Genomic DNA, 24,809 nt, shown 5'->3' on the forward strand with positions numbered 1-24,809 from the left:
GGAGTGGAGACGAAAAAGCAAAGGATTAAATAGCGTATGCAAACTATTTAATCCTTAATTCAGCTGAGTAATTTAGTTCAGTGCCGCCTCAGGGGCGTCTATCTTGTGCTTATCGATCTTTTCTCCACGCATCGGCGGTCAATGCTTCACCGAAATGCCCGGCGATGAGCCGTTTCGTCAAATCGTGCAGCGGAGAGGCCAGCACATCAGCCGTACTTCCTCGTTCGACAACTTCACCCTGGTGCATCACCATGACCTGGTCGCTGATGTGTTTCATCATGCCAAGATGCTGGGTCACGTAGATATAAGAGATACCCTGTTTTTCCTGTAATTCCAGCATCAGGTTAATTAACTGCGAACGCATCGACATATCCAGCGAGGCAAGGGCTTCATCGGCAATAATCACCTTTGGACGCAGAATCAACGCGCGTGCCAGCCCCAGACGTTGTTTCTGACCCGGTGCAAGCATGTGCGGGTAGTAGCTCACATGATCGGGAAGCAGTCCGACTAAACGCAGCGTTTCGACGATGCGTTTACGCCGGGCTTCAGGCTCCAGGTCGGTATTCAACCGCAGCGGGAAATCCAGGATCTGCGAAATTCGCTGGCGCGGATTGAGGGAAGTAGACGGATCCTGAAAGATCATGCGGATGCGCTGGCTGCGGAAAGAGTAGTCACCAAATTTTAGCGGGTGATCGTCAATCAGCACTTCGCCATCGGTTGGCTCAACCATGCCCGCCAGCATTTTCGCCAGCGTGGATTTTCCGGACCCGTTCTCGCCAATGATCGCCAGCGTCTGTTTCTCGCGCAGCGTGAAGCTCAGCGGCTTAACCGCCTCTACGGTCTGGCGATGAAAGAGCCCTGTGCGGTAGCGAAAGGTCTTACTCAGGTTACGAACTTCCAGTAAGGTTTCGACCATTTCACTCTCTCTCCATGTTCAGCGGGAAATGACAGGCGTACAGGTGGCTTTTCGCCCCTGTGAGACGCGGCGTCTCAATGCATTTACGCTGAGCGTAGGGACAACGTGGCCCCAGACGGCAGCCAATAGGCAACGACTCCAGCAGGGGAATGGCACCCGGCAAGGTATTCAGACGGCTTTTATGCGGCATCGCGCTACCGAAATCCGGTATCGCGCGGATCAGTGCCTGGGTGTATGGATGATGCGGTGTATTTACCAGATCTTCACTGACGGCAGTTTCGACCGTCTGACCGCAATACATCACGTCAATTTTATCCGCCCATTTGCTCAGCATCTGCAGGTCATGGCTGATCAGCAAAATGGTGGTGTTATTGTTCTGATTAAGACGCGTCAGCAGGCGGAAAATTTGCGCCTGCGTGGTGGGCTCCATCGCGTTTGTGGGTTCATCGGCAATCAGCAGGCGCGGCTGGTTTGCCAGCGCGATGGCAATCATCACTTTTTGACATTCGCCGTCGGTCAGTTCGTAAGGGAAGCTGCGCATCGCGTCTTTGTGATCTTTAATCCCGACACGGTGCAGTAGCTCAATGGCACGGCGCTTGCGCCAGCCAAAACGCTGCCACCAGCGTCCTTTATAGGTCCAGCCGGGGATGTTCTGCATCAGCTGTTTACCCACGCGCTCGGACGGGTCAAGACAGGATTGCGGCTCCTGGAAAATCATCGATACGTTATGACCCACCAGCTTGCGGCGTTCCCGAGGGGAGAGGCGCAGCAGGTCGATATCATCAAAGCGCATGCGGTCAGCGGTGACGCGCCAGTTGTCCTTCGCCACGCCGCAGATGGCTTTGGCGATCAAGCTCTTACCGGAGCCAGATTCTCCCACCAGCCCGCGGATTTCACCTTCAGCAAGCGTGATGCTGATGCGGTCCACGGCTTTCACCCAGCCTTCACCGGTCTTGAATTCGATTGTCAGGTTGCGGATATCAAGTAACGGCATTATTCCACCCCCGCATTAATCGCACGGCGAATGCCGTCGCCCAGCAGGTTGACCAGCAGTACGCTCACCATAATGGCCGCCCCTGGCAGCATGACCGTCCACGGTGCGACATAGATAAGCTCCAGGGCATCACCGAGCATTGCACCCCATTCAGGGGAGGGCAGTTGCGCCCCCAGATCGAGGAAACCCAGCGCGGCGATGTCCAGGATAGCCATCGACAGGGCGCGGGTGATCTCTGTGACCAGTCCGGCAGCAATGTTCGGCAATACGGCAAACCACAAAATATTAAACGTGGTCGCGCCGTCCAGACGGGCCGCGACAACGTACTCTTTTTCCAGTTCGTCATGCACCAGGCTGTATACCGAGCGAACCAGGCGCGGCAGGATCGCCAGCCAGACGGCAAACATCGCGTGTGACAGATGTGGCCCAGCGAACGCCACGACGATAATGGCAAGCAGCAAAGACGGAATAGAGAGCAGGGTATCCAGAATGTGGTTCAGCACCGCCGAACGCAGGCCGTGAGTAGAGCCTGCAAAAATGCCCAGCGCCAGGCCGCAGATCGTGGCCGCCAGCGTTACCACAAACGCACCGCCCACCGTCGGGGCCGCGCCGCTCAGAAGACGGCTTAACACGTCTCGTCCAAGATCGTCAGTCCCGAGGAAGAAGGAGACTTCACCATAGCGGGACCACGAAGGCGGCAAAAGTTGATAGCCGAGGAACTGCTGATCGATGCCATACGGTGCAAACCACGAACCCAACACGCACAGCAAGGCCAGGCCAGCGCAGCCGTAAAGGCCGATCATAGCCGTGGTGTCACCATAGAATTTACGCCACACGGTACGTAGCGCACCGGGCGTGCGCTTTTCACTGTATACGCTATCGTAAGGCATACCATTCCTTATGCTTCAGAGGGTTGGCCATGGCACCCAAAATATCGGAAAGAACGTTCACAATAATCACCAGTGAGCCAATCACCATCACACCGGCGGAGATCGCCGCGTAATCCTGCTGGCGAATGGCGTTGATCATCCAGCGCCCCAGACCCGGCCAGCTAAAGACCATCTCCGTGATCATCGCCAGCGTGAGCATGGTAGAGAATTGTAATCCCAGGCGGGGAATAACCGGCGGCAGCGCATTGTGCAGCACATGACGACGCAGAATGGTCAGACGCGACAGCCCGCGCGTGGCGGCAGCTTTGACGTAGTTTTGGTCGAATACCTCAATGGTGCTGATGCGCATCAGGCGGATCACTTCGGTGGTAGGCGCAACGGCTAAGGTCAGAACCGGCAGCACCATATGACGCAGCGCACTCATGATCATCTCATCGCGCCAGACCGAATCCGAAAGCCATGCATCGATGATGGCAAATCCGCTCACCGTTTTAACCGTATAAAGCAGATCGAATCGCCCGGAAACCGGCAGCCAGCCCAGCGTCAGAGAGAAGAAGAGGGTGAGCAGCAGCGCCAGCCAAAATACCGGGATTGAGAAGCCGATCAGGGCAATGGCGCTGATAAATTTATCCTGCCATTTATTGCGATAAATGCCCGCCAGCATCCCCACGGGAATGCCCACCATCAAAGCAAAGCCAAACGCCAGGATGCACAGCTCCATGGTCGCCGGGAAAACCTCTTTCAACTGTTCTGAAATCAGCTGTCCGTTAATGCTGGAAACCCCGAAGTCCCAGTGCAGTACGCCGTTAAACCAGAACAGCCACGCATCCCACAGTGACGACCCCTGAAGCGGGGCGTGGGGCGTGAAATAGCTCAGGCTAAAGCCCACGAAGGTCAAAAAGAACAGCGTAACCAGCAGCAACAGCAGACGGCGCAAGGTAAATATGATCATGGTTTCTTCACCTCTTGCTCTTTTTCACGAGTGACCCCTGCGAAGGAGGCGTTGCCAAACGGACTCAGTACCAGCCCTTTAATATCGTACCGATAGGCCTGCAAACGCAGGGATGAGGCCAGCGGGAGCACCGGGAGTTCCCGAGCCAGAATATCCTGAGCTTCGTCGTAGGCTTCTATACGCGACGCAAGCTGTTGTGAGGCGAGCGCTTTTTGTAACACGGCATCAAATTCCCGATGACACCAGTGCGCGTAGTTGGTCTGCGAGTTAATCGCGGCGCAGCTGAGCAACGGGCGGAAGAAGCTGTCCGGGTCGTTACTGTCGGTAGACCAGCCCGCCAGGGTCAAATCATGGTTCATATCCATCAGGCGAGCCTCCTGGAAACGACCTTCGACAGGGACGATGATCACTTTAACGCCTACCTGCGCCATATCGGCCTGCAACAGTTCCGCTGTTTTCAGCGGGCTTGGGTTCCACGCCTGTGAACTGGTCGGCACCCAGAGTTGCAGCGTCAGGTTTTCCGCTCCCAGAGCCTTGAGCTGTTCGCGCGCTTTCGCCGGATTGTATTCCGTAATTTTAGCTTCGCCGTCGTAGGCCCAGGAGGCTCTCGGTAAAATAGAAGCCGCCGTTTCTGCGGTACCGTAGTAAATCGACTGCATCAGACGCTGGTTATTGATCGCTAACGCTAGCGCGTGGCGAACGGCAGGATTGTTCAGCGGCGGTTTGTCGGTGTTGAACGCCAGATAGGCAATGTTCATCCCCGGACGCAATGTCAGGCGCAGACGCGGATCGTCACGCAGAATGGTCAGCTGGCTGGCTGCTGGCCAGGCAAGCACATCGCACTCACCGGTTAACAGCTTCGAAAGACGTCCTGTACCGCCAGAGCCCAGATCGACAACCACCTGGGGCATCAGCGGCGTGCCGCGCCAGAAATGTTCGTGACGCTGCAGGCGAATAAACTGCCCGGCACGATACTCTGCCAGCTGGAACGGGCCCGTGCCGACAGGCTGGCGGTCGAGCAGTTCCTGGCGATCTTTTTTCGTCAACGTAGCCGCGTACTCTGCCGACATCACTGACGCATAGTGTGTTGCCAGATGCCAGAGGAAAGAGGCATCCGGGCGAACCAGCCGGAACTCCACCGTCCGGTTATCCAGCTTGCGCACGCTTTTGACGGTATCGGCAAACTGCAGACTGTCGAAATAGGGGAAGTTTCCGCCGTTAACGTTGTGCCACGGATGGTGACGGTCAAAGATGCGCTGGAAGGTAAACACCACGTCATCCGCGTTCAGTTTGCGGGTGGGGGTAAACCATGGCGTGCGCTGGAAGTCGACATCGTCGCGGAGGCGGAAACGGTAGGTTGCGCCGTTATCCAGCACTTCCCAGCTCTCAGCAAGCTCAGGCACCAGGCGGTAGGTATACGGATCAACATCAAGCAGACGATCGTACAGCTGTGCTGCCAGCGTATCGACAATCAGGCCGCTACCCGCTTTTTGCGGGTTAAAGGTATCAACTTGCCCGCTGACGCAATAGACAAATCCGCTATCGCGAATATCAGGGAGCGCAGATCGCTCAGGCGCAGCAACAGCCAGGTTGCTGAACAGACCGAGTGCCAACAAGGACGATAAAACCAGACGCATAATTTTTAAGGTTTTTAGGTTCGATCTGCAAAGTGTATCGCACTTACACCTGCTTCGTAAAAATGTCTGCAGATTAGTGCTGATAATGTCAGCGCATTTGATGCTTTTTGAGCAATGCCCTTAATTGATGGTAGGTCAGACCCAGCAAATCAGCCGCCTGTTTCTGGTTATATTTCGCCTGCTGGAGGCTCTGTTCCAGTAACTGCTGTTCCTGTTTATGCTGAAACTGACGCAAATCGAGCGGCAGAGACGGCACGTCAGTGTTATCGACAGGCACAACAGCGGGCTGAGCGTTGCGCTTAAACGGGTCGAGAATAATGTTGTCCAGTTCGGTTTCGCTGCTGCCGTGGCGATAAACCGAACGCTCTACCACGTTTTTCAGTTCTCGAATATTCCCCGGCCACGGGTAGCCGAGCAGGGTTTCTGTGGCGTAATCGCTGAAGCCAGGGAAAAGAGGCAGACCCAGCTCACGGCACATCTGGATGGCAAACTGCTCTGCCAGCAGCATGATGTCGCTGCGCCTTTCACGCAGCGGCGGCAGTTGTACGACGTCAAACGCCAGCCTGTCGAGCAGGTCTGCGCGAAATGTATCTTCCGCCACCATTTCCGGCAGATTGGCGTTGGTCGCGCAGACCAGACGCACGTTAACCTGCAGCGGCTGGCTTCCGCCGACGCGCTCCAGCTCGCCATATTCAATGACGCGCAGCAGCTTTTCCTGAACCAGCATTGGGGCTGTCGCCAGTTCATCGAGGAACAGTGTGCCGCCATCTGCACGCTCGAACCGTCCGGGATGGCGTTTTTGTGCACCGGTAAACGCACCCGCTTCATGACCAAACAGTTCAGTATCGAGCAGATTCTCATTCAACGCCGCGCAGTTAAGGGAAATAAATGGCCCATCCCAGCGCCCGGATAAATAGTGGAGACGGTTGGCTATCAGTTCCTTACCCGTACCGCGCTCGCCGATAATTAGCACCGGTTTATTGAGAGGCGCCAGGCGCGAAACCTGTTCAAGAACTTCAAGAAAACTGTTCGCTTCACCCAGTAAGTTGTCTTTGTATCCGGTCATGATGAAATTAACCACTCCTTAGTGATATTCACCAGGTGAGGATAGTGCCATAATGTGCAAATATCAATCACATCTAATAATATCAATGAGATAAAAAGTTGGCATGGGATTTGTATTATCTCTGGAGCAGGGCATCGCCCGATAACAGAAATATGAGGATTTGATTATGGGTATTTTTTCTCGTTTTGCCGACATCGTGAACGCCAATATCAACTCACTGCTTGAGAAAGCGGAAGATCCACAGAAGCTGGTGCGTCTGATGATTCAGGAAATGGAAGACACGCTGGTTGAAGTGCGTTCCACCTCCGCTCGTGCGCTGGCTGAGAAAAAGCAGCTCACGCGTCGCATTGAGCAGGCGACCACCCAGCTCAACGAATGGCAGGAAAAAGCCGAACTGGCGTTACGTAAAGATAAAGAAGACCTCGCTCGTGCCGCGCTGATTGAAAAACAGAAGTTGTCCGATGTTGTAACCGCGCTCGAACACGAAGTGACGCTGGTTGATGACACGCTCTCTCGTATGAAGAAAGAGATCGGCGAGCTTGAGAATAAACTAAGCGAAACCCGCGCTCGTCAACAGGCGCTAACGCTTCGCCACCAGGCGGCAAGCTCTTCCCGTGACGTTCGCCGTCAGCTGGACAGCGGTAAGCTGGACGAAGCGATGGCCCGTTTCGAATCTTTCGAACGCCGTATCGACCACATGGAAGCGGAAGCGGAAAGTCACAGTATTGGTAAGCAGAAAACGCTGGATCAGCAGTTTGCCGATTTGAAAGCCGACGACGAAATCAGCGAGCAGCTGGCTGCGTTGAAAGCCAAAATGAAGCAAGACAACCAGTAATAATTCGTGCGGCACCTGAGCGTGCCGCATCATAAAACAAGGAGTACACATGAGCGCGCTTTTTCTGGCAATTCCCCTGACCATTTTCGTGCTGTTCGTTCTGCCGATTTGGTTATGGCTGCACTACAGTAACCGCTCTTCGCGTGGAGAGCTTTCTCAGAGTGAGCAACAACGTCTTGTGCAGCTTACCGATCAGGCGAATAAGATGCGCGATCGCATTCAGGCGCTGGAAGCTATCCTGGATGCAGAACATCCGAACTGGAGGGAGCGTTAATGTCTGGACTGAACCTGAACAAAAAATTGTGGCGCATCCCGCAGCAGGGCATGGTACGCGGCGTTTGTGCTGGATTGGCCCATTATCTCGATGTACCCGTGAAACTGGTGCGTGTGGTGACGGTATTGTCGATTTTCTTTGGTCTGGCTTTTATTACTCTGGTGGCCTATATCGTGCTGTCGTTTGTACTCGACCCCATGCCTGACGGTGAACTGGCGGCGGAAGGCGCCCCGACCAGCAGCGATCTGCTCAACGCCGTTGATGATCAACTGGCTGAAGGGGAGAAGCGGCTGCGGGAAATGGAACGCTATATCACCTCTGATACCTTTACGCTGAGAAGCCGTTTTCGTCAGCTTTAAGAGAGAACATTAATGAAACAAAACTGGCAACAGGCCGGTCAGAAGGTAAAACCCGGCCTGAAAATCGCAGGTAAACTGGTCCTGCTGACAGCGTTGCGTTACGGTCCGGCCGGTGTGGCGGGCTGGGCGATAAAATCTGTTGCCCGTAAACCGGTCAGAATGCTGCTTGCCGTGGCGCTGGAACCGATGCTGCAGAAACTGGCAAAACGCGTTTCTCGTCGATACTTTTCCTGACCCTTCCTGATTGCGTTAGCCCTTTCTCACCCGAGAGAAGGGCTAGCGGCGTTTCTGCCTGGCATCTCTGTCTTTTTATTCTTTCTTTGCTGTAGCTCACATTACTGCTCTGCGCTGCTTTGTTAGAGCGATTTTATGCTTCCTGGTCCGTTGACAGATATTTTCCATGGGAGTAGATTGCGATCCGTGGGACCGCTACCATGGAAAATAAAGTGAACGCAAAAATTAATAAACTCATTGATCTTATTTACGGGGAAACTTTTACTGATACACGCCGCAAGGTGTTATTGGAAAAAATCGGTAATGCCGCTTCTCTTATTACGGAAAAACGTAAATCTGGCTGGGATGAAAAAGATGTCGTCCTCATTACCTATGCCGATCAGTTTTCGGCAGCAGGGGAGAAAGCGCTGCCGGTGTTTACCCGTTTTTATAATAAGTGGCTTTCTCATTCCTTTTCTCATGTCCATCTTTTACCTTTTTATCCGTGGTCCTCTGACGATGGTTTCTCTGTTATCGATTATCATGAAGTGGCACCAGAAACCGGAACCTGGAGTGATATTGCTGAATTAAAACAGTCCACCAGCCTGATGTTTGATTACGTGTGCAATCATATGTCGGCAAAAAGCCAATGGTTTGCAAACTATCTTCAGCAAACGCCTGGCTATGAAGATTTCTTTATCTCTGTCGATCCGGAAACAGACTTATCCGCCGTGACACGCCCGCGAGCGTTACCGCTTCTGACGCCTTTTACGCTTCATGACGGCAGCGTCCGCCACCTGTGGACCACCTTTAGCGAAGACCAGATCGATCTGAACTTTGCTTCGCCGGACGTGTTAATTGCGATGGTGGATGTACTGCTTCATTACCTGATGGAAGGGGCAAATTACATCCGTCTCGATGCCGTGGGTTTTATGTGGAAAATCCCCGGAACACACTGCATCCATCTGGAACAAACCCACCAGCTCATCCAGCTCTTCCGCGCGATTACCGAGGCTGTGGCACCGGGAACGGTCATCATCACCGAAACAAACGTTCCGCATAAAGACAACATCTCTTATTTCGGCAACGGCGAAAATGAAGCGCAGATGGTGTATCAGTTCTCTTTACCGCCGCTGGTGTTGCATGCCATCCATCGTCAGGATGTCCGCACCCTGAGCCAGTGGGCCTTATCGCTGGAACTCCCTTCCACGAAAACCACCTGGTTCAACTTTTTAGCTTCGCATGATGGTATCGGCCTGAATCCGTTACGCGGGATTTTACCTGAATCCGACATCCTTTCGCTGGTGGAAAAACTTCAGCAGGAAGGGGCTCTGGTCAACTGGAAAAATAACCCTGATGGCACCCGAAGTCCCTATGAAATTAATGTTACCTATCTGGACGCATTAAGCCCAAAAAATGCAGCTGATAACGAACGTATTGCACGATTTATTCTGGCGCATGCGGTCTTATTGAGTTTCCCTGGCGTGCCTGCCATTTATATTCAAAGTGTGCTGGGCTCACGTAATGATTATGAAGGCGTTGAGCGACTTGGATATAACCGCGCAATCAACCGCAAAAAATACATTGCCGGTGAGATTGATTCAGAACTTTCAAACACAACAGGCATTCGCCATAAAATATTTAAACAGCTAAGCGAATTGATTGCGATTCGCAGAGCGGAACAGGTATTCCATCCGGATAGTCACGCACTTTTCGAAACATCCGGAAAACATATTCTTAAAATTATTCGCGTGGCAGAAAAGGGTGAGCGAATAACGGCATTTTTTAACTTTAGCCAACATATTCAGACCGTGAATTCTGAAGGGATATCCGGTACGGAGCTGATTACGAAACAGAATATTAGCGGTACGACTCTGACCCTTAATCCATGGCAGGTGATGTGGATTAAAGAAAACTAAAAAGGACCTCAAAAATGAAGATGACCAAAATTGTGCTGATGTCAACACTGGCTTCGTGCGCCCTGATATCAGGATGTAAGGACGACAAGCCATCGAACGTCACCATTGAATTTATGCATTCGTCGGTGGAGCAGGAACGTCAGGCCGTCATTACGAAACTGATTGAGAAATTCGAGAAGGAAAACCCAACCATCACGGTGAAACAGGTACCGGTGGAAGAGGATGCCTACAACACCAAGGTCATCACTCTGGCCCGTACCGGCGCATTGCCGGAAGTGATCGAAGTCAGCCATGACTACGCAAAGGTGATGGACAAAGAGCAGTTGCTGGATCGGGACGCGATCGGTGAAGCGATTAAAGCCGTAGGTGAAGACACCTTCTACGACGGCATTCTTCGCGTGGTTCGTACTGAAGACGGCACGGCGTGGACCGGCGTTCCTGTCAGTGCCTGGCTGTCCGGCGTCTGGTACCACAAAGACATCCTGGCGGCAGCGGGCATTGAAGAGCCGCATAACTGGGAGCAGTTGCTGCAAGCCAGTCAGAAACTCAACGATCCGGGCAAGAAACACTACGGCATTGCGTTGCCAACAGCAGAAAGTGTGATGACGGAACAGGCATTCTCCCAGTTCGCCCTTTCGGGAGGCGCAAACGTCTTTGATGCGAAAGGTGACGTGGAGATTGATACGCCAGAGATGACGAAAGCGCTGGCCTTTTATAAAGCGCTGGCGGCAACCACCATGCCTGGGTCAAACGATGTCATGGAGATCAAAGACGCCTTTATGAACGGCTCCGCGCCGATGGCCGTTTACTCCACCTACATCCTGCCGGCGGTCTTCAAAGACGGCAATCCCGCGAACCTGGGCTTTGTGGTCCCGACTGAAAAATCCTCTGCGGTCTACGGCATGATCACATCACTGACGATCACCACAGGCCAAACCGAAGAGGAAACCAAAGCGGCAGAGAAATTTGTCACCTGGATGGAGCAGGCTCAGAACGCAACAGACTGGGTCATGATGTCGCCTGGTGCAGCGTTGCCCGTGAACAAACTGGTTGTGGGCACGGAAACCTGGAAAAACAACGATGTGATTAAAGCGTTTGGGCAACTGCCTTACGAGCTGATCGCCCAGTTCCCGAACGTGCAGGTGTTTGGTGCCGTGGGTGACAAAAACTTCACCCGCATGGGCGATGTCACGGGTTCCGGCATTATCAGTTCTATGGTGCATAACGTCACGGTAGGTCAACAAGATCTCAGAGCAACGTTAAGCAACAGCCAGAAGCGACTGACTGACCTGATTTCACAACGATAGGAGCGCTTTGCGAAGGGAATTATGAAGACGTTGTTTTCTGGTCGTTCAGATATGCCTTTCGCCATGCTGCTGTTGGCCCCCAGCCTGATTTTGCTGGGGGGCCTGGTGGCCTGGCCGATGATTTCCAACATTGAAATCAGTTTCTTACGCTTGCCGCTCAACCCGCGCATCGATGCCGTGTTTGTTGGGCTGGATAACTACATCCGTATTCTGAGCGATGCTGCGTTCTGGCACTCGCTGTGGATGACGTTCTGGTACACCGCGCTGGTCGTTTTGGGCAGTACGGGCCTTGGGCTGGCCGTCGCCATCTTCTTTAACCGTGAATTTCGCCTGCGCAAAACGGCCCGTTCACTGGTGATTTTATCCTACGTTACGCCGTCAATTTCGCTGGTGTTTGCCTGGAAGTACATGTTCAACAACGGCTACGGCATTGTGAACTATCTGGGCGTTGACCTGCTGCATCTGTATGACCAGGCACCGCTGTGGTTTGACAACCCCGGCAGCAGTTTTGTGCTGGTGGTGCTGTTTGCCATCTGGCGCTATTTCCCCTATGCGTTCATCTCGTTTCTGGCCATTTTGCAGACCATTGATAAGTCGTTATATGAAGCGGCTGAAATGGATGGCGCGAATGCCTGGCAGCGTTTTCGCATTGTCACGTTGCCCGCGATTATGCCGGTTCTGGCAACGGTGGTTACGCTGCGAACCATCTGGATGTTCTACATGTTTGCGGATGTCTATCTGCTGACAACGAAGGTCGATATTTTGGGCGTCTATCTCTATAAAACGGCCTTTGCCTTCAACGATCTGGGTAAAGCCGCCGCTATCTCCGTGGTGCTGTTCGTGATCATCTTCGCCGTCATTCTGCTGACCAGAAAAAGGGTAAACCTCAATGGCAACAAATAAACGCGTGCTGGGCCGTATCGGTTTTTATCTGGGGCTGGCGGTGTTCCTCATCATCACGCTGTTCCCGTTCTTCGTGATGCTGATGACGTCGTTTAAAAGCGCCAAAGAGGCGATCTCGCTGCATCCGACGATTCTGCCGCAGGAGTGGACGTTGCAGCATTACGTCGACATCTTTAACCCACTGATTTTCCCGTTTGTGGATTACTTCCGCAACAGCATGGTGGTCTCGCTGACTTCATCAGTGATTGCGGTGTTTCTCGGTACATTGGGTGCTTACGCCTTGTCCAAACTGCGTTTTAAAGGACGCACGACGATCAATGCGAGTTTTTACACCGTCTACATGTTCTCCGGGATTTTATTGGTGGTGCCGCTGTTCAAAATCATCACCGCGCTCGGGATCTACGATACCGAACTGGCGCTGATTATCACCATGGTGACCCAGACGTTGCCGACCGCGGTATTCATGCTGCGCAGCTACTTCGACACCATTCCGGACGAGATAGAAGAAGCCGCGATGATGGACGGTCTTAACCGTCTGCAAATCATCTTCCGCATCACCGTGCCGCTGGCGATTTCCGGTCTGGTGTCGGTGTTTGTCTACTGCTTCATGGTGGCATGGAACGACTATCTGTTTGCCTCCATTTTCCTGTCCAGCGCCAGCAATTTCACCCTGCCGGTAGGACTCAACACCCTGTTTAGCACGCCAGATTACATCTGGGGTCGCATGATGGCGGCATCGCTGGTGACGGCACTGCCTGTGGTCATCATGTACGCGCTGTCTGAACGTTTTATTAAAAGTGGTTTGACCGCCGGTGGCGTGAAGGGCTGAGGCGGCCAATTTTAACAAGGAGTCAGTCATGAAAAAGTTAGTTGCGACAGCGCCCCGCGTGGCGGCGCTGGTGGAATATGAAGATCGTCCTGTTGCCGTTCACGAAGTGAAAATTCGTGCCCGCTTTGGCGCGCCGAAACACGGCACTGAAGTGGTGGATTTCCGCGCGGCAAGCCCGTTTATCGATGAAGAGTTCAACGCCGAGTGGCAGATGTTCACGCCACGTGAAGAGGGCGCGGCTCGCGGTATCGAATTCGGTAAATTCCAGCTGGGGAACATGATCGTCGGCGACATTATCGAATGCGGGGCTGACGTGACGGAATACCAGATCGGCGATCGCGTCTGCTGCTACGGTCCGCTGCAGGAGACGGTGATCGTTAACGCGGTGAACAACTACAAGCTGCGCAAAATGCCGCAGGGGTCGTCCTGGAAAAATGCCGTTTGCTACGATCCGGCGCAATTCGCCATGAGTGGCGTGCGTGATGCCAATGTCCGCGTAGGTGATTTTGTGATTGTTGTCGGGCTGGGGGCGATTGGTCAGATCGCGATTCAGCTGGCGAAGAAAGCTGGCGCGTCAGTGGTCATCGGTGTCGATCCTATCGAACATCGCTGTGAGATTGCTCGCCGTCATGGCGCAGACCACTGCCTGAACCCAATCGGTACTGATGTCGGTCTTGAAATCAAAAAGCTGACCGGTAAGCAGGGCGCGGATGTGATTATCGAAACCAGTGGCTTTGCCGATGCGCTGCAATCTGCACTGCGCGGTCTCGCTTACGGCGGAACCCTCTCCTACGTGGCGTTCGCCAAGCCGTTTGCGGCAGGATTCAACCTCGGTCGCGAAGCGCATTTCAACAACGCGAAAATTGTTTTCTCCCGCGCCTGCAGTGAACCGAACCCGGATTACCCGCGCTGGAGCCGCAAGCGTATTGAAGAGACCTGCTGGGAATTGCTGATGAACGGTTATCTCAATTGCGAGGATCTGATCGACCCGGTTGTCACCTTTACCACCAGCGCTGAGAGCTACATGAAATATGTCGATCAGCACCCTGAACTGAGCATCAAAATGGGCGTCACTTTTTAAGCTAAGGACAGCAAATCATGAAAATCGCAACACAAAACCAGGCCTTTTTCCCGACCAACATCATGGAAAAATTCCAGTACATCAAAGCGATGGGTTTTGATGGCTACGAAATTGATGGTCGCCTGCTGGTGGAAAACCTCGATGAAGTAAAAGCCGCTATCAAAGCCACCTGCCTGCCGGTAACAACCGCGTGCGGCGGATACGATGGCTGGATCGGTGATTTCATTGAAGAGCGCCGTCTGAACGGACTACAGCAGATTGAACGTATTCTGGAAGCGCTGGCAGAGGTGGGCGGCAAGGGGATTATCGTCCCTGCGGCCTGGGGGATGTTTACCTTCCGTCTGCCGCCAATGACCTCTCCACGCAGCCTGGACGGTGACCGCAAAGCAGTCAGCGCCTCCCTGCGCTGGCTGGATGAAGTGGCAGCACGCACCGGGACGACGGTATACCTGGAGCCGCTGAACCGCTATCAGGACCATATGATCAACACCCTGGCGGATGCGCGTCGTTACATCGAAGAGAATGCGCTCAAACACGTGCAGATCATCGGTGATTTCTATCATATGAACATTGAAGAAGATTCGCTAACGGATGCGCTGCACCACAACCGCGATCTGCTGGGTCATGTGCACATTGCAGATAACCACCGCTACCAGCCGGGCAGCGGCAGCCTCGATTTTGCCAGCCTGTTCGATCGGCTGCGTGCTGACAATTATCAGGGTTACGTGGTGTATGAGTGTCGTGTTCGTGCTGACAATCCTGCGCAGGCTTATCAGGATTCGCTCACCTATTTGCGTGAATGCTAAGGATGACATGCGTGATGAGTGCTTCAACACCTTCGCCTCTGCGCGTCGCCATCATTGGTGCCGGACAGGTCGCGGACAAAGTTCATGCCTCGTATTACGCCACGCGCAGTGATATTCAGATGGTGGCTGTCATGGACAGCCGCCCTGAACAGGCACAGGCGTTTGCGGAATGTCATGGGATCCCGTCTTCATGGCAGGATACGCGAACCATGCTGGAGACGGTCAGACCGGATGTGGTGAGCGTTTGTTCGCCTAACCGGTTTCACTTTGAACATGTTATGGCGGCGCTCGACGCCGGATGCCATGTCATGTGTGAAAAACCGCCCGCCATGACGCCACAGCAGGCCGAACAGATGCGTACCGCTGCCCGAAAGGCGGGAAAAGTGCTGGCGTATGATTTTCACCACCGGTTTGCACGCGATACGCAATTGCTGCGTGAGGCCGTGTTGAATGGCGTCCTGGGCGAGATCTACTTCACGACGGCGCAGGCACTGCGTCGATGTGGCGTGCCGGGCTGGGGCGTCTTTACGAACAAATCGTTGCAGGGCGGCGGACCGTTGATCGACATCGGCATTCATATGCTGGATGCCGCCATGTATGTACTGGGTTTCCCTGCGGTTAAACGGGTCACGGCGCACAGCTTCCAGCGGCTGGGAAACAGGAAAAACTGTGGCCAGTTTGGTGAGTGGGATCCGGCTCAGTTTACGGTCGAAGATGCGCTGTTCGGCACAATTGAATTCTGCAACGGCGGCATCCTGCGTCTGGATACCTCGTTTGCCCTGAATATTCGCGAGCAGTCGATCATGAATGTCTCATTCTGCGGTGAAAAGGCCGGGGCAACGCTGTTCCCGGCACACATTTACACTGACGAGGCCGGGGTATTACGGAACCTCACGCAGCGCGAAGAGGCTGACGACCAACGGCATTTGCGCAGTATGGACGCCTTTGTTCGTCACGTGCAGGGAGAGCCGGTCATGATTGCTGATGCGGAGCAGGGGTTGGTTATCCAGCAGCTTGTTGCCGCGCTTTATGAATCAGCAGAAACAGGGGAAAGCGTGACGTTATGCTGAACGTGTCTGTATTAACCGACCCGGGCTTTTGTCCACACAGCCTGAACAAATTCGCTTCTGTTATGGCCTGCGGCAATGGCTATATGGGCATTCGCGCTGCGCATGAGGAAGACTATACCCAGCAAACCAGAGGAATGTATCTGGCGGGGCTGTATCATCGCGCAGGTCGGAACGAGACCAATGAACTGATCAACCTGCCGGATATCACCGGCATCGAGGTTGAACTGGACGGTGTGAATTTTACCCTCCTGTCAGGGGATATCCTGAGCTGGCAGCGCGAGCTGGATTTTGCCAACGGCGAACTGCGTCGCACGGTTCTCTGGCGCGCGCCCGATGGGAAGCGCTATCGTCTGGATAGCCGTCGCTTTGTGTCACTCGATCAACTGCCGTTGGTGGCAATGCAACTGTCGATCACGCCGCTGGATGCTGCATCCCAGGTGGTGTTGAAAACAGGTATTGATGCGACCCAAACCAACAGCGGCAGACAGCATCTGGATGAAGTTTCTGTCAGAGTCTTTGACCAGCATTACCTGCAGGGTGTCTATGAAACCCAGGATCGCGCTGCAGAGGTGGTAATCTCAACAAGCTGCCGTCTATCGTCGGACACCAGCGATAGCTGCTTTAGCGCGAAAAATCGTCGCGTAATAGCACATCATTCGCTGACGCTTCCTGCCGGTGACACTGTCACCCTTGAAAAACTGGTGTGGATCACTCACCGCAAGGACAAAACGCTCTCGCAGGAAACCTATGCGCGCAATGCGCTGGCCGATCTCAAAGTATGTGCCACAAAAGGGTATGCATCGCTGCTGGAGAACTCCGCGCGTGCCTGGGAGAACGTCTGGCGTGACGCGCGGGTTGACGTGACATCCACGGACAAACAGGATCAGATGGCGCTTGATTATGCCGTCTGGCATCTGACAACCATGACGCCAGCACATGACGAGCGAAGCAGTATCGCCGCCAAAGGCTTGACCGGGGAAGGGTACAAAGGTCACATCTTCTGGGATACCGAAATTTTCTTGCTGCCTTTTCATCTTTTCACCCGGCCACAGATTGCCCGCAACCTGCTGCGCTATCGGTGGCTTAACCTCTCCGGAGCGCGTGAAAAAGCGCGTCGTAACGGTTGGCCTGGCGCGCTGTTCCCGTGGGAAAGCGCCGCGAGCGGTCAGGAAGAGACGCCGGAATTTGCGGCAATCAACATTCGTACGGGCACACGTCAGAAAGTGGCCTCTGCACTGGCCGAACACCACATTGTGGCGGATATCGCGTGGGCCGTTGTCGCTTACTGGCAGGCGACACGGGATGACGCCTTTATGCGCAATGAAGGTTTGACGTTACTGACGGAGACGGCGACGTTCTGGATGGGACGTGCCGTCGAAGTCAACGGTCGCCTGGAAATCCATGATGTGATCGGGCCGGATGAATACACTGAACACGTCAACAACAACGCTTACACCAACTATCTGGCCTGGCATAACGTCGCCTGTGCCCGCCAGTTTATGTCGATGTTTGGTCGTGACGATGACGCTTTCCTGGCGAATGCCACCCGTTTTCTGACGCGTTTATGGCTCCCGGAGGCGAATGCCGAAGGTGTCCTTCCTCAGGATGATACCTTCATGACGAAACCGGCTATCGATCTGAGTCGCTACAAAGCGAAAGCGGGTAAACAAACCATTTTGCTTGATTACTCTCGCGCTGAAGTGAATGAGATGCAGATCCTCAAACAGGCCGATGTGGTGATGCTTAACTACCTGCTGCCGGAAAGGTTTACACCACAACAGTGCGCTGCCAACCTGGCTTTCTACGAGCCACGCACCATACATGACTCGTCGCTGAGCAAGGCCATTCACGGGATCGTGACTGCGCGTTGCGGCGACACTGAAGGGGCATATGTTTTATGGCGTGACGGTGTCGCCATCGACCTGGGTGACGATCCGCACAGCAGCGATGACGGTATTCACGCCGCCGCGACCGGTGCCATCTGGTCGGGCGTTATTCAGGGTTTTGCCGGGGTGCAGATTGTGGAAGGGGAACTTCATCTCGCGCCGAAATTGCCTGCCCACTGGCGAAAACTGAGCTTCCCGCTGCGGTGGCGAAACGCGCAAATGCGTTTCTCATTTGAACATGATGCGTTGACCGTTGAATCCTCTGCACCTGTCACGCTAACGCTATGGGGTAAAACCCTTAACGTCTCGGGGCTGCAGATTTTTGCACGTAAGGATTTTCTTGCGCCTATCACTGGGACCGCTACCACGGAGGGGCGCTATGACGCTTAATGCAGTTGTATTTGATCTGGATGGCGTGATCACCGATACCGCACATCTGCATTTCCTGGCCTGGCGTAGCGTGGCACTGGAGATTGGCATCACCATCGACGAGGCGTTTAACGAGCAGCTAAAGGGAATTAGCCGCATGGATTCCCTGCAGCGGATCCTGCGACACGGTGGAAAAGAGGGGGCATTTGACGACAAGCAATGCCTCGCGCTTGCCGCGAAGAAAAACAATCTCTATGTCCAGTCCCTGGCGTCGTTGACGCAAGATTCGCTGCTTCCAGGTATCCGCGAAGTCCTGGCGGATATTCGCGCGGCGAAAATCAAAATTGGGCTTGCCTCCGTTTCCCTCAACGCCCCCGGCATATTACAGGCGTTGGGCATTCATAAGGCTTTTGATTTTTGCGCAGATGCTTCTCGTATTACCTGCTCAAAACCTGACCCGGAGATTTTCCTCGCTGCCTGCGCGGGGCTGAATGTCCGCCCTGAAGAGGCCATCGGTATCGAAGATGCGGCGGCGGGCGTTGAAGCGATCAATGCGGCAGGGATGTTGTCGGTTGGGATTGGACCTGGCCTGAACCATGCGGGATTACAACTTCACTCAACGCGGGAACTGACCTGGAAATGCCTGACGGATTTCTGGGCGTCCCGGACGGCATTGATAAGGAATTAATAATGGCTCAACTGTCTCTAAAACACATTCAGAAAATCTACGATAACCAGGTCCACGTGGTGAAGGATTTCAACCTCGAAATTGAGGACAAGGAGTTCATCGTCTTCGTCGGGCCATCTGGCTGCGGTAAATCGACGACGCTGCGCATGATCGCCGGACTGGAGGAGATCAGCGCCGGTGAACTGGTGATTGACGGCGTCTGCATGAACGATGTCCCCGCCAAGTCTCGCGACATCGCGATGGTTTTCCAGAACTATGCGCTCTATCCCCATATGACGGTCTACGACAACATGGCGTTTGGCCTGAAGATGCAGAAAATTGCGCCTGCGGTTATCGAAGAGCGCGTTAACTGGGCGGCTCAAATCCTGGGATTGCGTGAGTATCTCAAGCGTAAACCTGGCGCGTTGTCCGGCGGCCAGCGGCAGCGTGTGGCATTAGGCAGGGCGATCGTGCGTGAAGCCGGTGTCTTCCTGATGGATGAACCGCTCTCTAACCTCGACGCCAAGCTTCGCGTGCAGATGCGCGCTGAAATTAGCAAGCTGCACCAAAAGCTCAATACCACGATGATTTACGTGACCCACGATCAGACGGAAGCGATGACGATGGCTACCCGTATCGTGATTTTGAAGGACGGCTTTATTCAGCAGGTGGGGGCACCGAAGCAGGTATATAACGAGCCCGCGAATATGTTTGTCGCCGGGTTTATTGGTTCGCCCGCCATGAACTTCATTCGCGGGGCAGTAGACGACCGTTATTTTGTGACGGAAACGCTGCGTCTGGAAATCCCGGAAGAGAAGCTTGCGGCACTCAACGCTGCGGGCTACCAGCGTAAAGCCGTGGTGTTTGGGATCCGACCGGAAGATATTCTGACGCTTCAGCGCCAGGGGGAAGACATTGCCGCGAAAGTGAGTGTAGCCGAGCTGACGGGTGCGGAGTTTATGCTTTATGCCACCGTTGGCGGGCATGAACTGGTTGTTCGGGCGGGTGCGGCCAATGACTACGTTGCCGGAGACACTATCGGCATCCAGTTTGATATGAATAAGTGCCATTTCTTCGACGCGGATACCGAAGCGGCTATTAGATAAGAAAGGTGTTTGCCGGAAATGCAAATTTCCGGTTTTTTTGTTTGTTAATTATAAAGGAATATTTTAATGAGTACTCTACTACGAAGTGCTGCGCTCGTGCTGTGCGCAGGGGTTAGCTGTGCGCAAGCCGAAGAAACAGCAAAACACTGGGCGTTTAATATCGGTGCAATGTATGAAATTGAAAACGTAGAAGGTCAGGGCGACGATAAAGATGGTCTGTACGAACCCTCCGTCTGGTTTAACGCCACTTGGGATGCGTGGACAATTTCGATGGCGATGTATCAGGAAGGGCCGGTTGATTACAGCAGCATGACACGCGGAACCTATTTCGATCGTCCTGAATTTGAATTACGCTATCGCTTTATTGGAACGGATGATTTCACACTCGGCCTGACGGGTGGCTTCCGTAATTATGGATATCACTTCAAAGATGAAAAGGGCGCAAAAGACGGCAGCGCTAATATGCAGCGCTATAAAATTCAGCCTGACTGGGATATTAAATTAACCGATGACTGGCGTTTTGGCGGCTGGTTTGCCATGTATCAGTTTGCCAATGACCTGGAAAAGACCGGATATTCTGACAGCCGCGTCGAAACCGAAACGGGCTTTACCTGGACCATCAACGAAACCTTCGCGGCTAAAGTGAATTACTATTTAGAGCGCGGTTTCAATATGGACAGTTCCCGTAATAACGGCGAGTTTTCGACGCAGGAAATTCGTGCGTATCTGCCCATTTCGTTAGGCCAGACGACGCTAACACCTTATACCCGCCTTGGGCTTGATCGCTGGTCGAACTGGGACTGGCAGGACGATCCTGAACGTGAAGGACACGATTTCAACCGACTCGGTCTCCTCTACGCTTACAATTTCAACAATGGTTTATCCATGACGCTGGAATACGCCTATGAGTGGGAAAACCATGATGAAGGTGAAAGCGACCGCTTCCACTATGCGGGCGTTGGCGTGAATTACGCATTTTGATCGACACAATACCAGGGGCTAACCGCCCCTGGTATTACCGTAGGGAGGCTGCAAGTGAAAAATGGGTATCAACGAGTACCTTTTGTGGCGCAGGATGACCGGCGATACGCTTAAACAGAAGATCGCAACTCTCTTCGCCCAGCTTGCGGGTAGGAATATCAAAGCCTCCAGGTGCAGGCGTGAGAATGAGGGACAGCATCGGATCGCTGTATCCCGCAACCACAACCTGCTCTGGGATCATCAGGTTTAACTCATCCGCCGCGCGATAAAGGCCAAGTAACTTCATGCTGTCAGTCGCAAATACCGCGTCAGGCGGCGTGGTCGAGGACAATAATTGAATGGCCGCAGTAAGCGCACTCTCGTGTGTATATCCGCCATCGATGATCCAGTCTGGATTAATAGCAATGTTATTCTTTTCCAGACTGGCTTTATAGCCTGAAAGACGATCGATAGAAACATGATAATCAAGCGGCGCATGCAGGCAGGCAATTTTATGCCGTCCGTTTTTAATAAAATTATCTGTTAGCGTGGCGCTGTCATGAAAATTATCCGTGTCGACGGAGTAAATATTCGTAAAGTCGCCTTCCACTTTACCGATGACAACTACCGGTACGCCGTACGCATCCAGGGTAGTAAAAAAAGATTCATCGGCCGGTGAACTCAGCATAATGATCCCTTTAATCATTTTCTGCTTTATTTTGTTCACACATTTTAGCAGGTCGTCTTCACTGCTTTTAGAGGTCTGCAAAATAACGTCAAAACCTTCTTCTTCAGCTTTTGCCGTAATGGTATGAAGAACATCAGAGAAGAAAGGGTTACCGGCAGTCGTTTTGGTTGAACGCGTTGAAATTACCATAATGGCGTCGAAGCCAGAAGAGGTCAGGGCGCGGGCAAGTTTGTTGGGCTGATAATTTAATTCGTCAATCGCCTTCAACACTTTGTCACGCGCTTCAGGAGAAATATTCGTTTGTTTATTCAGAACGCGCGACACGGTTGATTTTGAAACGCCAGCAACCCGGGCGATATCATAGATAGTGGGTGACATACACCTCTCACTCCAGACAAACAGCAATGCCGTTCATCTTACTGGAGAGAAAACGGCAATAGCAATAAATAAGAATTGATAATCAACGATCTGCCCCCATTTATTGTATTCTGAAGCCATGCATTTCAGGTTTCCACGCAATGAAGGACGGCGATGAAGCGACTTAAAAACGAACTCAACTCTCTGGTGAACCGCGGTGTTGATCGCCATCTGCGTCTGGCGGTGACGGGACTCAGCCGCAGCGGCAAAACGGCGTTCATCACGGCGATGGTGAACCAACTGCTGAATCTGCACGCCGGGGCACGCCTGCCGCTGCTAAGCGCCGTGCGCGAAGAGCGTTTGCTGGGCGTTAAGCGCGTGCCTCAGCGCGACTTCGGCATTCCTCGTTTTACCTATGATGAAGGGCTGGCACAGCTTTATGGCGACCCGCCGACATGGCCGACGCCGACGCGCGGCGTGAGTGAAATTCGCCTTGCGCTCCGTTTTCGCTCCAATGAATCGCTCATGCGCCACTTCAAGGATACGTCGACGCTCTATCTGGAAATTGTGGATTACCCTGGTGAGTGGCTGCTTGATTTGCCAATGCTGGCCCAGGATTATCTGACGTGGTCCCGCCAGATGACGGGATTATTGCAGGGGCAACGTGCCGGGTGGTCGGCAAAATGGCGACAGCTGTGCGAGGGGTTAGATCCCCTGGCCCCTGCGGATGAAAACCGGCTGGCAACGATTGCTGAGGCCTGGACGACGTATCTGCATCAGTGCAAACAGGAAGGGCTGCATTTCATACAGCCAGGTCGTTTTGTTCTGCCGGGAGACTTAGCGGGGGCTCCCGCACTGCAGTTCTTCCCCTGGCCGGATGTGGATGCCTACGGGGAATCAAAGCTGGCGCAAGCGGACAAGCACACCAACGCCGGGATGCTGCGCGAGCGCTACAATTACTACTGCGAAAAAGTGGTCAAAGGTTTCTACAAAAATCATTTTTTACGTTTCGACCGCCAGATCGTGCTGGTGGACTGCCTTCAGCCGCTCAACAGCGGACCGCAGGCGTTTAACGATATGCGCCTTGCGCTGACGCAACTGATGCAAAGTTTTCATTATGGACAGCGCACGCTGTTCCGCCGTCTGTTCTCGCCGGTGATCGATAAGCTGCTCTTTGCCGCCACCAAGGCCGACCACGTGACGGTCGATCAGCATGCCAATTTAGTCTCGCTGCTGCAGCAGCTGGTGCAGGATGCCTGGCAGAACGCTGCGTTTGAAGGGATCGGTATGGACTGCCTCGGGCTGGCCTCGGTACAGGCGACACAGAGCGGGTTGATAGACGTTAATGGCGAAAAGATCCCTGCACTGCGGGGCAACCGTCTCAGCGACGGTGAACCATTGACCGTCTATCCGGGGGAGGTACCGGCTCGTCTGCCGGGGCAGGCATTTTGGCAGAATCAGGGCTTCCAGTTCGAAGCCTTCCGGCCACAAACCATGAGCGTCGATCGGCCGTTACCGCACATTCGTCTGGATGCGGCTCTGGAATTTTTGATTGGAGATAAATTGCGATGACGGAACCGTTAAAACCGCGCATTGACTTTACCGGGACGCTTGAGAAAGAGCATCAGGAGGCGTTTAAAACGGCGCAAACCTTTAACGGCGCGCAGGCTGATAACTTTGCTCCAGTGCTGACTGAAGAACCCAGCGTCGAGGACGGCCCGGCTGAAGCGGTGGTTGAAGCGGCCTTACGCCCGAAACGTAGCCTGTGGCGGAAGATGGTCACTGCCGGGCTGGCGTTATTTGGCGTAAGCGTGGTGGGTCAAGGCGTTCAGTGGACGATCAACGCCTGGCAAACCCAGGACTGGGTTGCGCTGGGTGGATGTGCTGCGGGTGCGCTGATTGTGGGGGCGGGTGTCGGGTCGGTTGCTACCGAGTGGCGGCGTCTGTGGCGTTTACGACAGCGCGCGCACGAGCGAGATATCGCCCGGGATCTGCTTCACAGCCACGGCACGGGAAAGGGCCGGGACTTTTGTGAGAAACTGGCCGCACAGGCCGGTATAGACAAGTCGCACCCGGCGCTTCAGCGCTGGTATGCCGCCATTCATGAGACTCAGAACGATCGCGAAGTGGTGACGCTTTATTCCCACCTGGTGCAGCCGGTGCTGGATGCGCAGGCGCGACGTGAAATCAGCCGTTCGGCGGCGGAGTCCACGCTGATGATTGCCGTCAGCCCGCTGGCGCTGGTGGATATGGCATTTATCGCCTGGCGTAACCTGCGTCTGATTAACCGCATCGCAAATCTGTACGGCATCGAACTGGGCTATTACAGCCGTCTGCGCCTGTTCAAGCTGGTGCTGCTGAATATCGCGTTTGCCGGTGCCAGCGAGCTGGTTCGTGAAGTGGGGATGGACTGGATGTCACAAGATCTGGCGGCGCGTCTGTCCGCACGGGCTGCTCAGGGGATTGGTGCCGGTTTGCTGACTGCTCGTTTGGGTATCAAAGCGATGGAGGTATGCCGTCCGCTGCCCTGGATCGATGGTGACAAACCTCGTCTGGGCGATTTCCGTCGTGAGCTCATTGGGCAACTGAAAGAAACGCTCAATAAAAAACCGACCCCGTAAAGGCCTTGCTTACTATTCGTGCTGGCTGTCAATATTTGTTGACAGCCACCTTCCAGAATACCGTGATCTGACATATCATTTTAGCGTTAATGGCTAAGAACGGT

Annotated in this window: 24 protein-coding genes; 17 read left to right on the plus strand and 7 right to left on the minus strand. The window is 53.8% G+C overall.

Going from position 1 to position 24,809, the window contains the following annotated elements:
* Positions 1 to 109: 109 nt before the first annotated feature.
* From sapF to pspF, 6 genes are all read right to left on the minus strand, one after another.
* A complete protein-coding gene (gene sapF / locus AC2T6E_RS00800; RefSeq protein ID WP_089600634.1) occupies positions 110 to 916 on the minus strand; it encodes a putrescine export ABC transporter ATP-binding protein SapF in 807 nt (268 codons plus the stop codon).
* 1 nt (position 917) lies between these two features.
* On the minus strand, positions 918 to 1,910 hold the full coding sequence (gene sapD / locus AC2T6E_RS00805; protein WP_089600637.1) for a putrescine export ABC transporter ATP-binding protein SapD: 993 nt from the start codon (positions 1,908 to 1,910) through the stop codon (positions 918 to 920).
* On the minus strand, positions 1,910 to 2,800 hold the full coding sequence (sapC, locus tag AC2T6E_RS00810; protein WP_089600639.1) for a putrescine export ABC transporter permease SapC: 891 nt from the start codon (positions 2,798 to 2,800) through the stop codon (positions 1,910 to 1,912). The genes sapD and sapC overlap by 1 nt, the downstream gene beginning before the upstream one ends.
* A complete protein-coding gene (sapB, locus tag AC2T6E_RS00815; protein WP_458667016.1) occupies positions 2,787 to 3,752 on the minus strand; it encodes a putrescine export ABC transporter permease SapB in 966 nt (321 codons plus the stop codon). The genes sapC and sapB overlap by 14 nt, the downstream gene beginning before the upstream one ends.
* On the minus strand, positions 3,749 to 5,389 hold the full coding sequence (gene sapA, locus AC2T6E_RS00820; RefSeq protein WP_108417778.1) for an ABC transporter substrate-binding protein SapA: 1,641 nt from the start codon (positions 5,387 to 5,389) through the stop codon (positions 3,749 to 3,751). Before sapA ends, sapB begins: the two co-directional genes overlap by 4 nt.
* An 88-nt stretch (positions 5,390 to 5,477) precedes the next feature.
* On the minus strand, positions 5,478 to 6,455 hold the full coding sequence (pspF, locus tag AC2T6E_RS00825; protein ID WP_089600643.1) for a phage shock protein operon transcriptional activator: 978 nt from the start codon (positions 6,453 to 6,455) through the stop codon (positions 5,478 to 5,480).
* 166 nt (positions 6,456 to 6,621) lie between these two features.
* Between pspF and pspA the strand changes: the two genes are divergently transcribed.
* The 15 genes from pspA (at position 6,622) to AC2T6E_RS00900 (ending at position 21,060) form a co-directional block, all read left to right on the plus strand.
* A complete protein-coding gene (gene pspA, locus AC2T6E_RS00830; RefSeq protein WP_010431699.1) occupies positions 6,622 to 7,290 on the plus strand; it encodes a phage shock protein PspA in 669 nt (222 codons plus the stop codon).
* A 49-nt stretch (positions 7,291 to 7,339) separates the two neighbouring features.
* A complete protein-coding gene (gene pspB / locus AC2T6E_RS00835; RefSeq protein WP_010431698.1) occupies positions 7,340 to 7,564 on the plus strand; it encodes an envelope stress response membrane protein PspB in 225 nt (74 codons plus the stop codon).
* Entirely contained in the window at positions 7,564 to 7,923 is a 360-nt protein-coding gene (pspC, locus tag AC2T6E_RS00840; RefSeq protein ID WP_089600645.1) for an envelope stress response membrane protein PspC, read from the plus strand. The genes pspB and pspC overlap by 1 nt, the downstream gene beginning before the upstream one ends.
* A gap of 12 nt (positions 7,924 to 7,935) precedes the next feature.
* On the plus strand, positions 7,936 to 8,157 hold the full coding sequence (gene pspD, locus AC2T6E_RS00845) for a phage shock protein PspD (protein WP_010431696.1): 222 nt from the start codon (positions 7,936 to 7,938) through the stop codon (positions 8,155 to 8,157).
* A gap of 200 nt (positions 8,158 to 8,357) precedes the next feature.
* Complete coding sequence (locus AC2T6E_RS00850) at positions 8,358 to 10,055, plus strand: sugar phosphorylase (protein WP_431643230.1); 1,698 nt, start codon at positions 8,358 to 8,360, stop codon at positions 10,053 to 10,055.
* 14 nt (positions 10,056 to 10,069) lie between these two features.
* Entirely contained in the window at positions 10,070 to 11,362 is a 1,293-nt protein-coding gene (locus tag AC2T6E_RS00855) for an ABC transporter substrate-binding protein (RefSeq protein ID WP_486690223.1), read from the plus strand.
* 21 nt (positions 11,363 to 11,383) lie between these two features.
* Positions 11,384 to 12,265, plus strand: a complete 882-nt coding sequence (locus AC2T6E_RS00860; RefSeq protein WP_100166161.1) for a carbohydrate ABC transporter permease — start codon at positions 11,384 to 11,386, stop codon at positions 12,263 to 12,265.
* Positions 12,252 to 13,094, plus strand: coding sequence for a carbohydrate ABC transporter permease (locus AC2T6E_RS00865; RefSeq protein ID WP_120158286.1), 843 nt, complete (start codon positions 12,252 to 12,254; stop codon positions 13,092 to 13,094). The genes AC2T6E_RS00860 and AC2T6E_RS00865 overlap by 14 nt, the downstream gene beginning before the upstream one ends.
* 28 nt (positions 13,095 to 13,122) lie before the next feature.
* On the plus strand, positions 13,123 to 14,175 hold the full coding sequence (gene ycjQ, locus AC2T6E_RS00870; protein WP_431643235.1) for a D-guloside 3-dehydrogenase: 1,053 nt from the start codon (positions 13,123 to 13,125) through the stop codon (positions 14,173 to 14,175).
* 17 nt (positions 14,176 to 14,192) lie between these two features.
* Positions 14,193 to 14,981 carry a 3-dehydro-D-guloside 4-epimerase gene (gene ycjR / locus AC2T6E_RS00875; protein WP_458667012.1) on the plus strand — a complete coding sequence of 263 codons (789 nt, stop codon included), beginning with the start codon at positions 14,193 to 14,195 and terminating at the stop codon, positions 14,979 to 14,981.
* 11 nt (positions 14,982 to 14,992) lie between these two features.
* Positions 14,993 to 16,051, plus strand: coding sequence for a D-glucoside 3-dehydrogenase (gene ycjS / locus AC2T6E_RS00880; protein ID WP_431643239.1), 1,059 nt, complete (start codon positions 14,993 to 14,995; stop codon positions 16,049 to 16,051).
* Entirely contained in the window at positions 16,045 to 18,327 is a 2,283-nt protein-coding gene (locus AC2T6E_RS00885) for a glycoside hydrolase family 65 protein (RefSeq protein WP_431643241.1), read from the plus strand. The genes ycjS and AC2T6E_RS00885 overlap by 7 nt, the downstream gene beginning before the upstream one ends.
* A complete protein-coding gene (gene pgmB / locus AC2T6E_RS00890; protein WP_312960010.1) occupies positions 18,317 to 18,994 on the plus strand; it encodes a beta-phosphoglucomutase in 678 nt (225 codons plus the stop codon). The genes AC2T6E_RS00885 and pgmB overlap by 11 nt, the downstream gene beginning before the upstream one ends.
* Before the next feature lie 2 nt (positions 18,995 to 18,996).
* A complete protein-coding gene (locus AC2T6E_RS00895; RefSeq protein WP_126816223.1) occupies positions 18,997 to 20,079 on the plus strand; it encodes an ABC transporter ATP-binding protein in 1,083 nt (360 codons plus the stop codon).
* 66 nt (positions 20,080 to 20,145) lie between these two features.
* Positions 20,146 to 21,060: an OmpG family monomeric porin gene (locus tag AC2T6E_RS00900; protein WP_348572801.1), complete on the plus strand. Its 915-nt coding sequence runs from the start codon at positions 20,146 to 20,148 to the stop codon at positions 21,058 to 21,060.
* 34 nt (positions 21,061 to 21,094) lie between these two features.
* Here AC2T6E_RS00900 and AC2T6E_RS00905 read toward each other — a convergent pair whose 3' ends face one another.
* A complete protein-coding gene (locus AC2T6E_RS00905) occupies positions 21,095 to 22,105 on the minus strand; it encodes a LacI family DNA-binding transcriptional regulator (RefSeq protein ID WP_108417766.1) in 1,011 nt (336 codons plus the stop codon).
* A gap of 153 nt (positions 22,106 to 22,258) precedes the next feature.
* Here AC2T6E_RS00905 and AC2T6E_RS00910 point away from each other — a divergent pair, with 153 nt between their 5' ends.
* Positions 22,259 to 23,656, plus strand: a complete 1,398-nt coding sequence (locus tag AC2T6E_RS00910; RefSeq protein WP_120158278.1) for a YcjX family GTP-binding protein — start codon at positions 22,259 to 22,261, stop codon at positions 23,654 to 23,656.
* Positions 23,653 to 24,705 carry a YcjF family protein gene (locus AC2T6E_RS00915; RefSeq protein ID WP_100166171.1) on the plus strand — a complete coding sequence of 351 codons (1,053 nt, stop codon included), beginning with the start codon at positions 23,653 to 23,655 and terminating at the stop codon, positions 24,703 to 24,705. The genes AC2T6E_RS00910 and AC2T6E_RS00915 overlap by 4 nt, the downstream gene beginning before the upstream one ends.
* The last annotated feature ends 104 nt before the right edge of the window (positions 24,706 to 24,809 follow it).

It is taken from the genome of Enterobacter sp. B79-1, assembly GCF_057444735.1.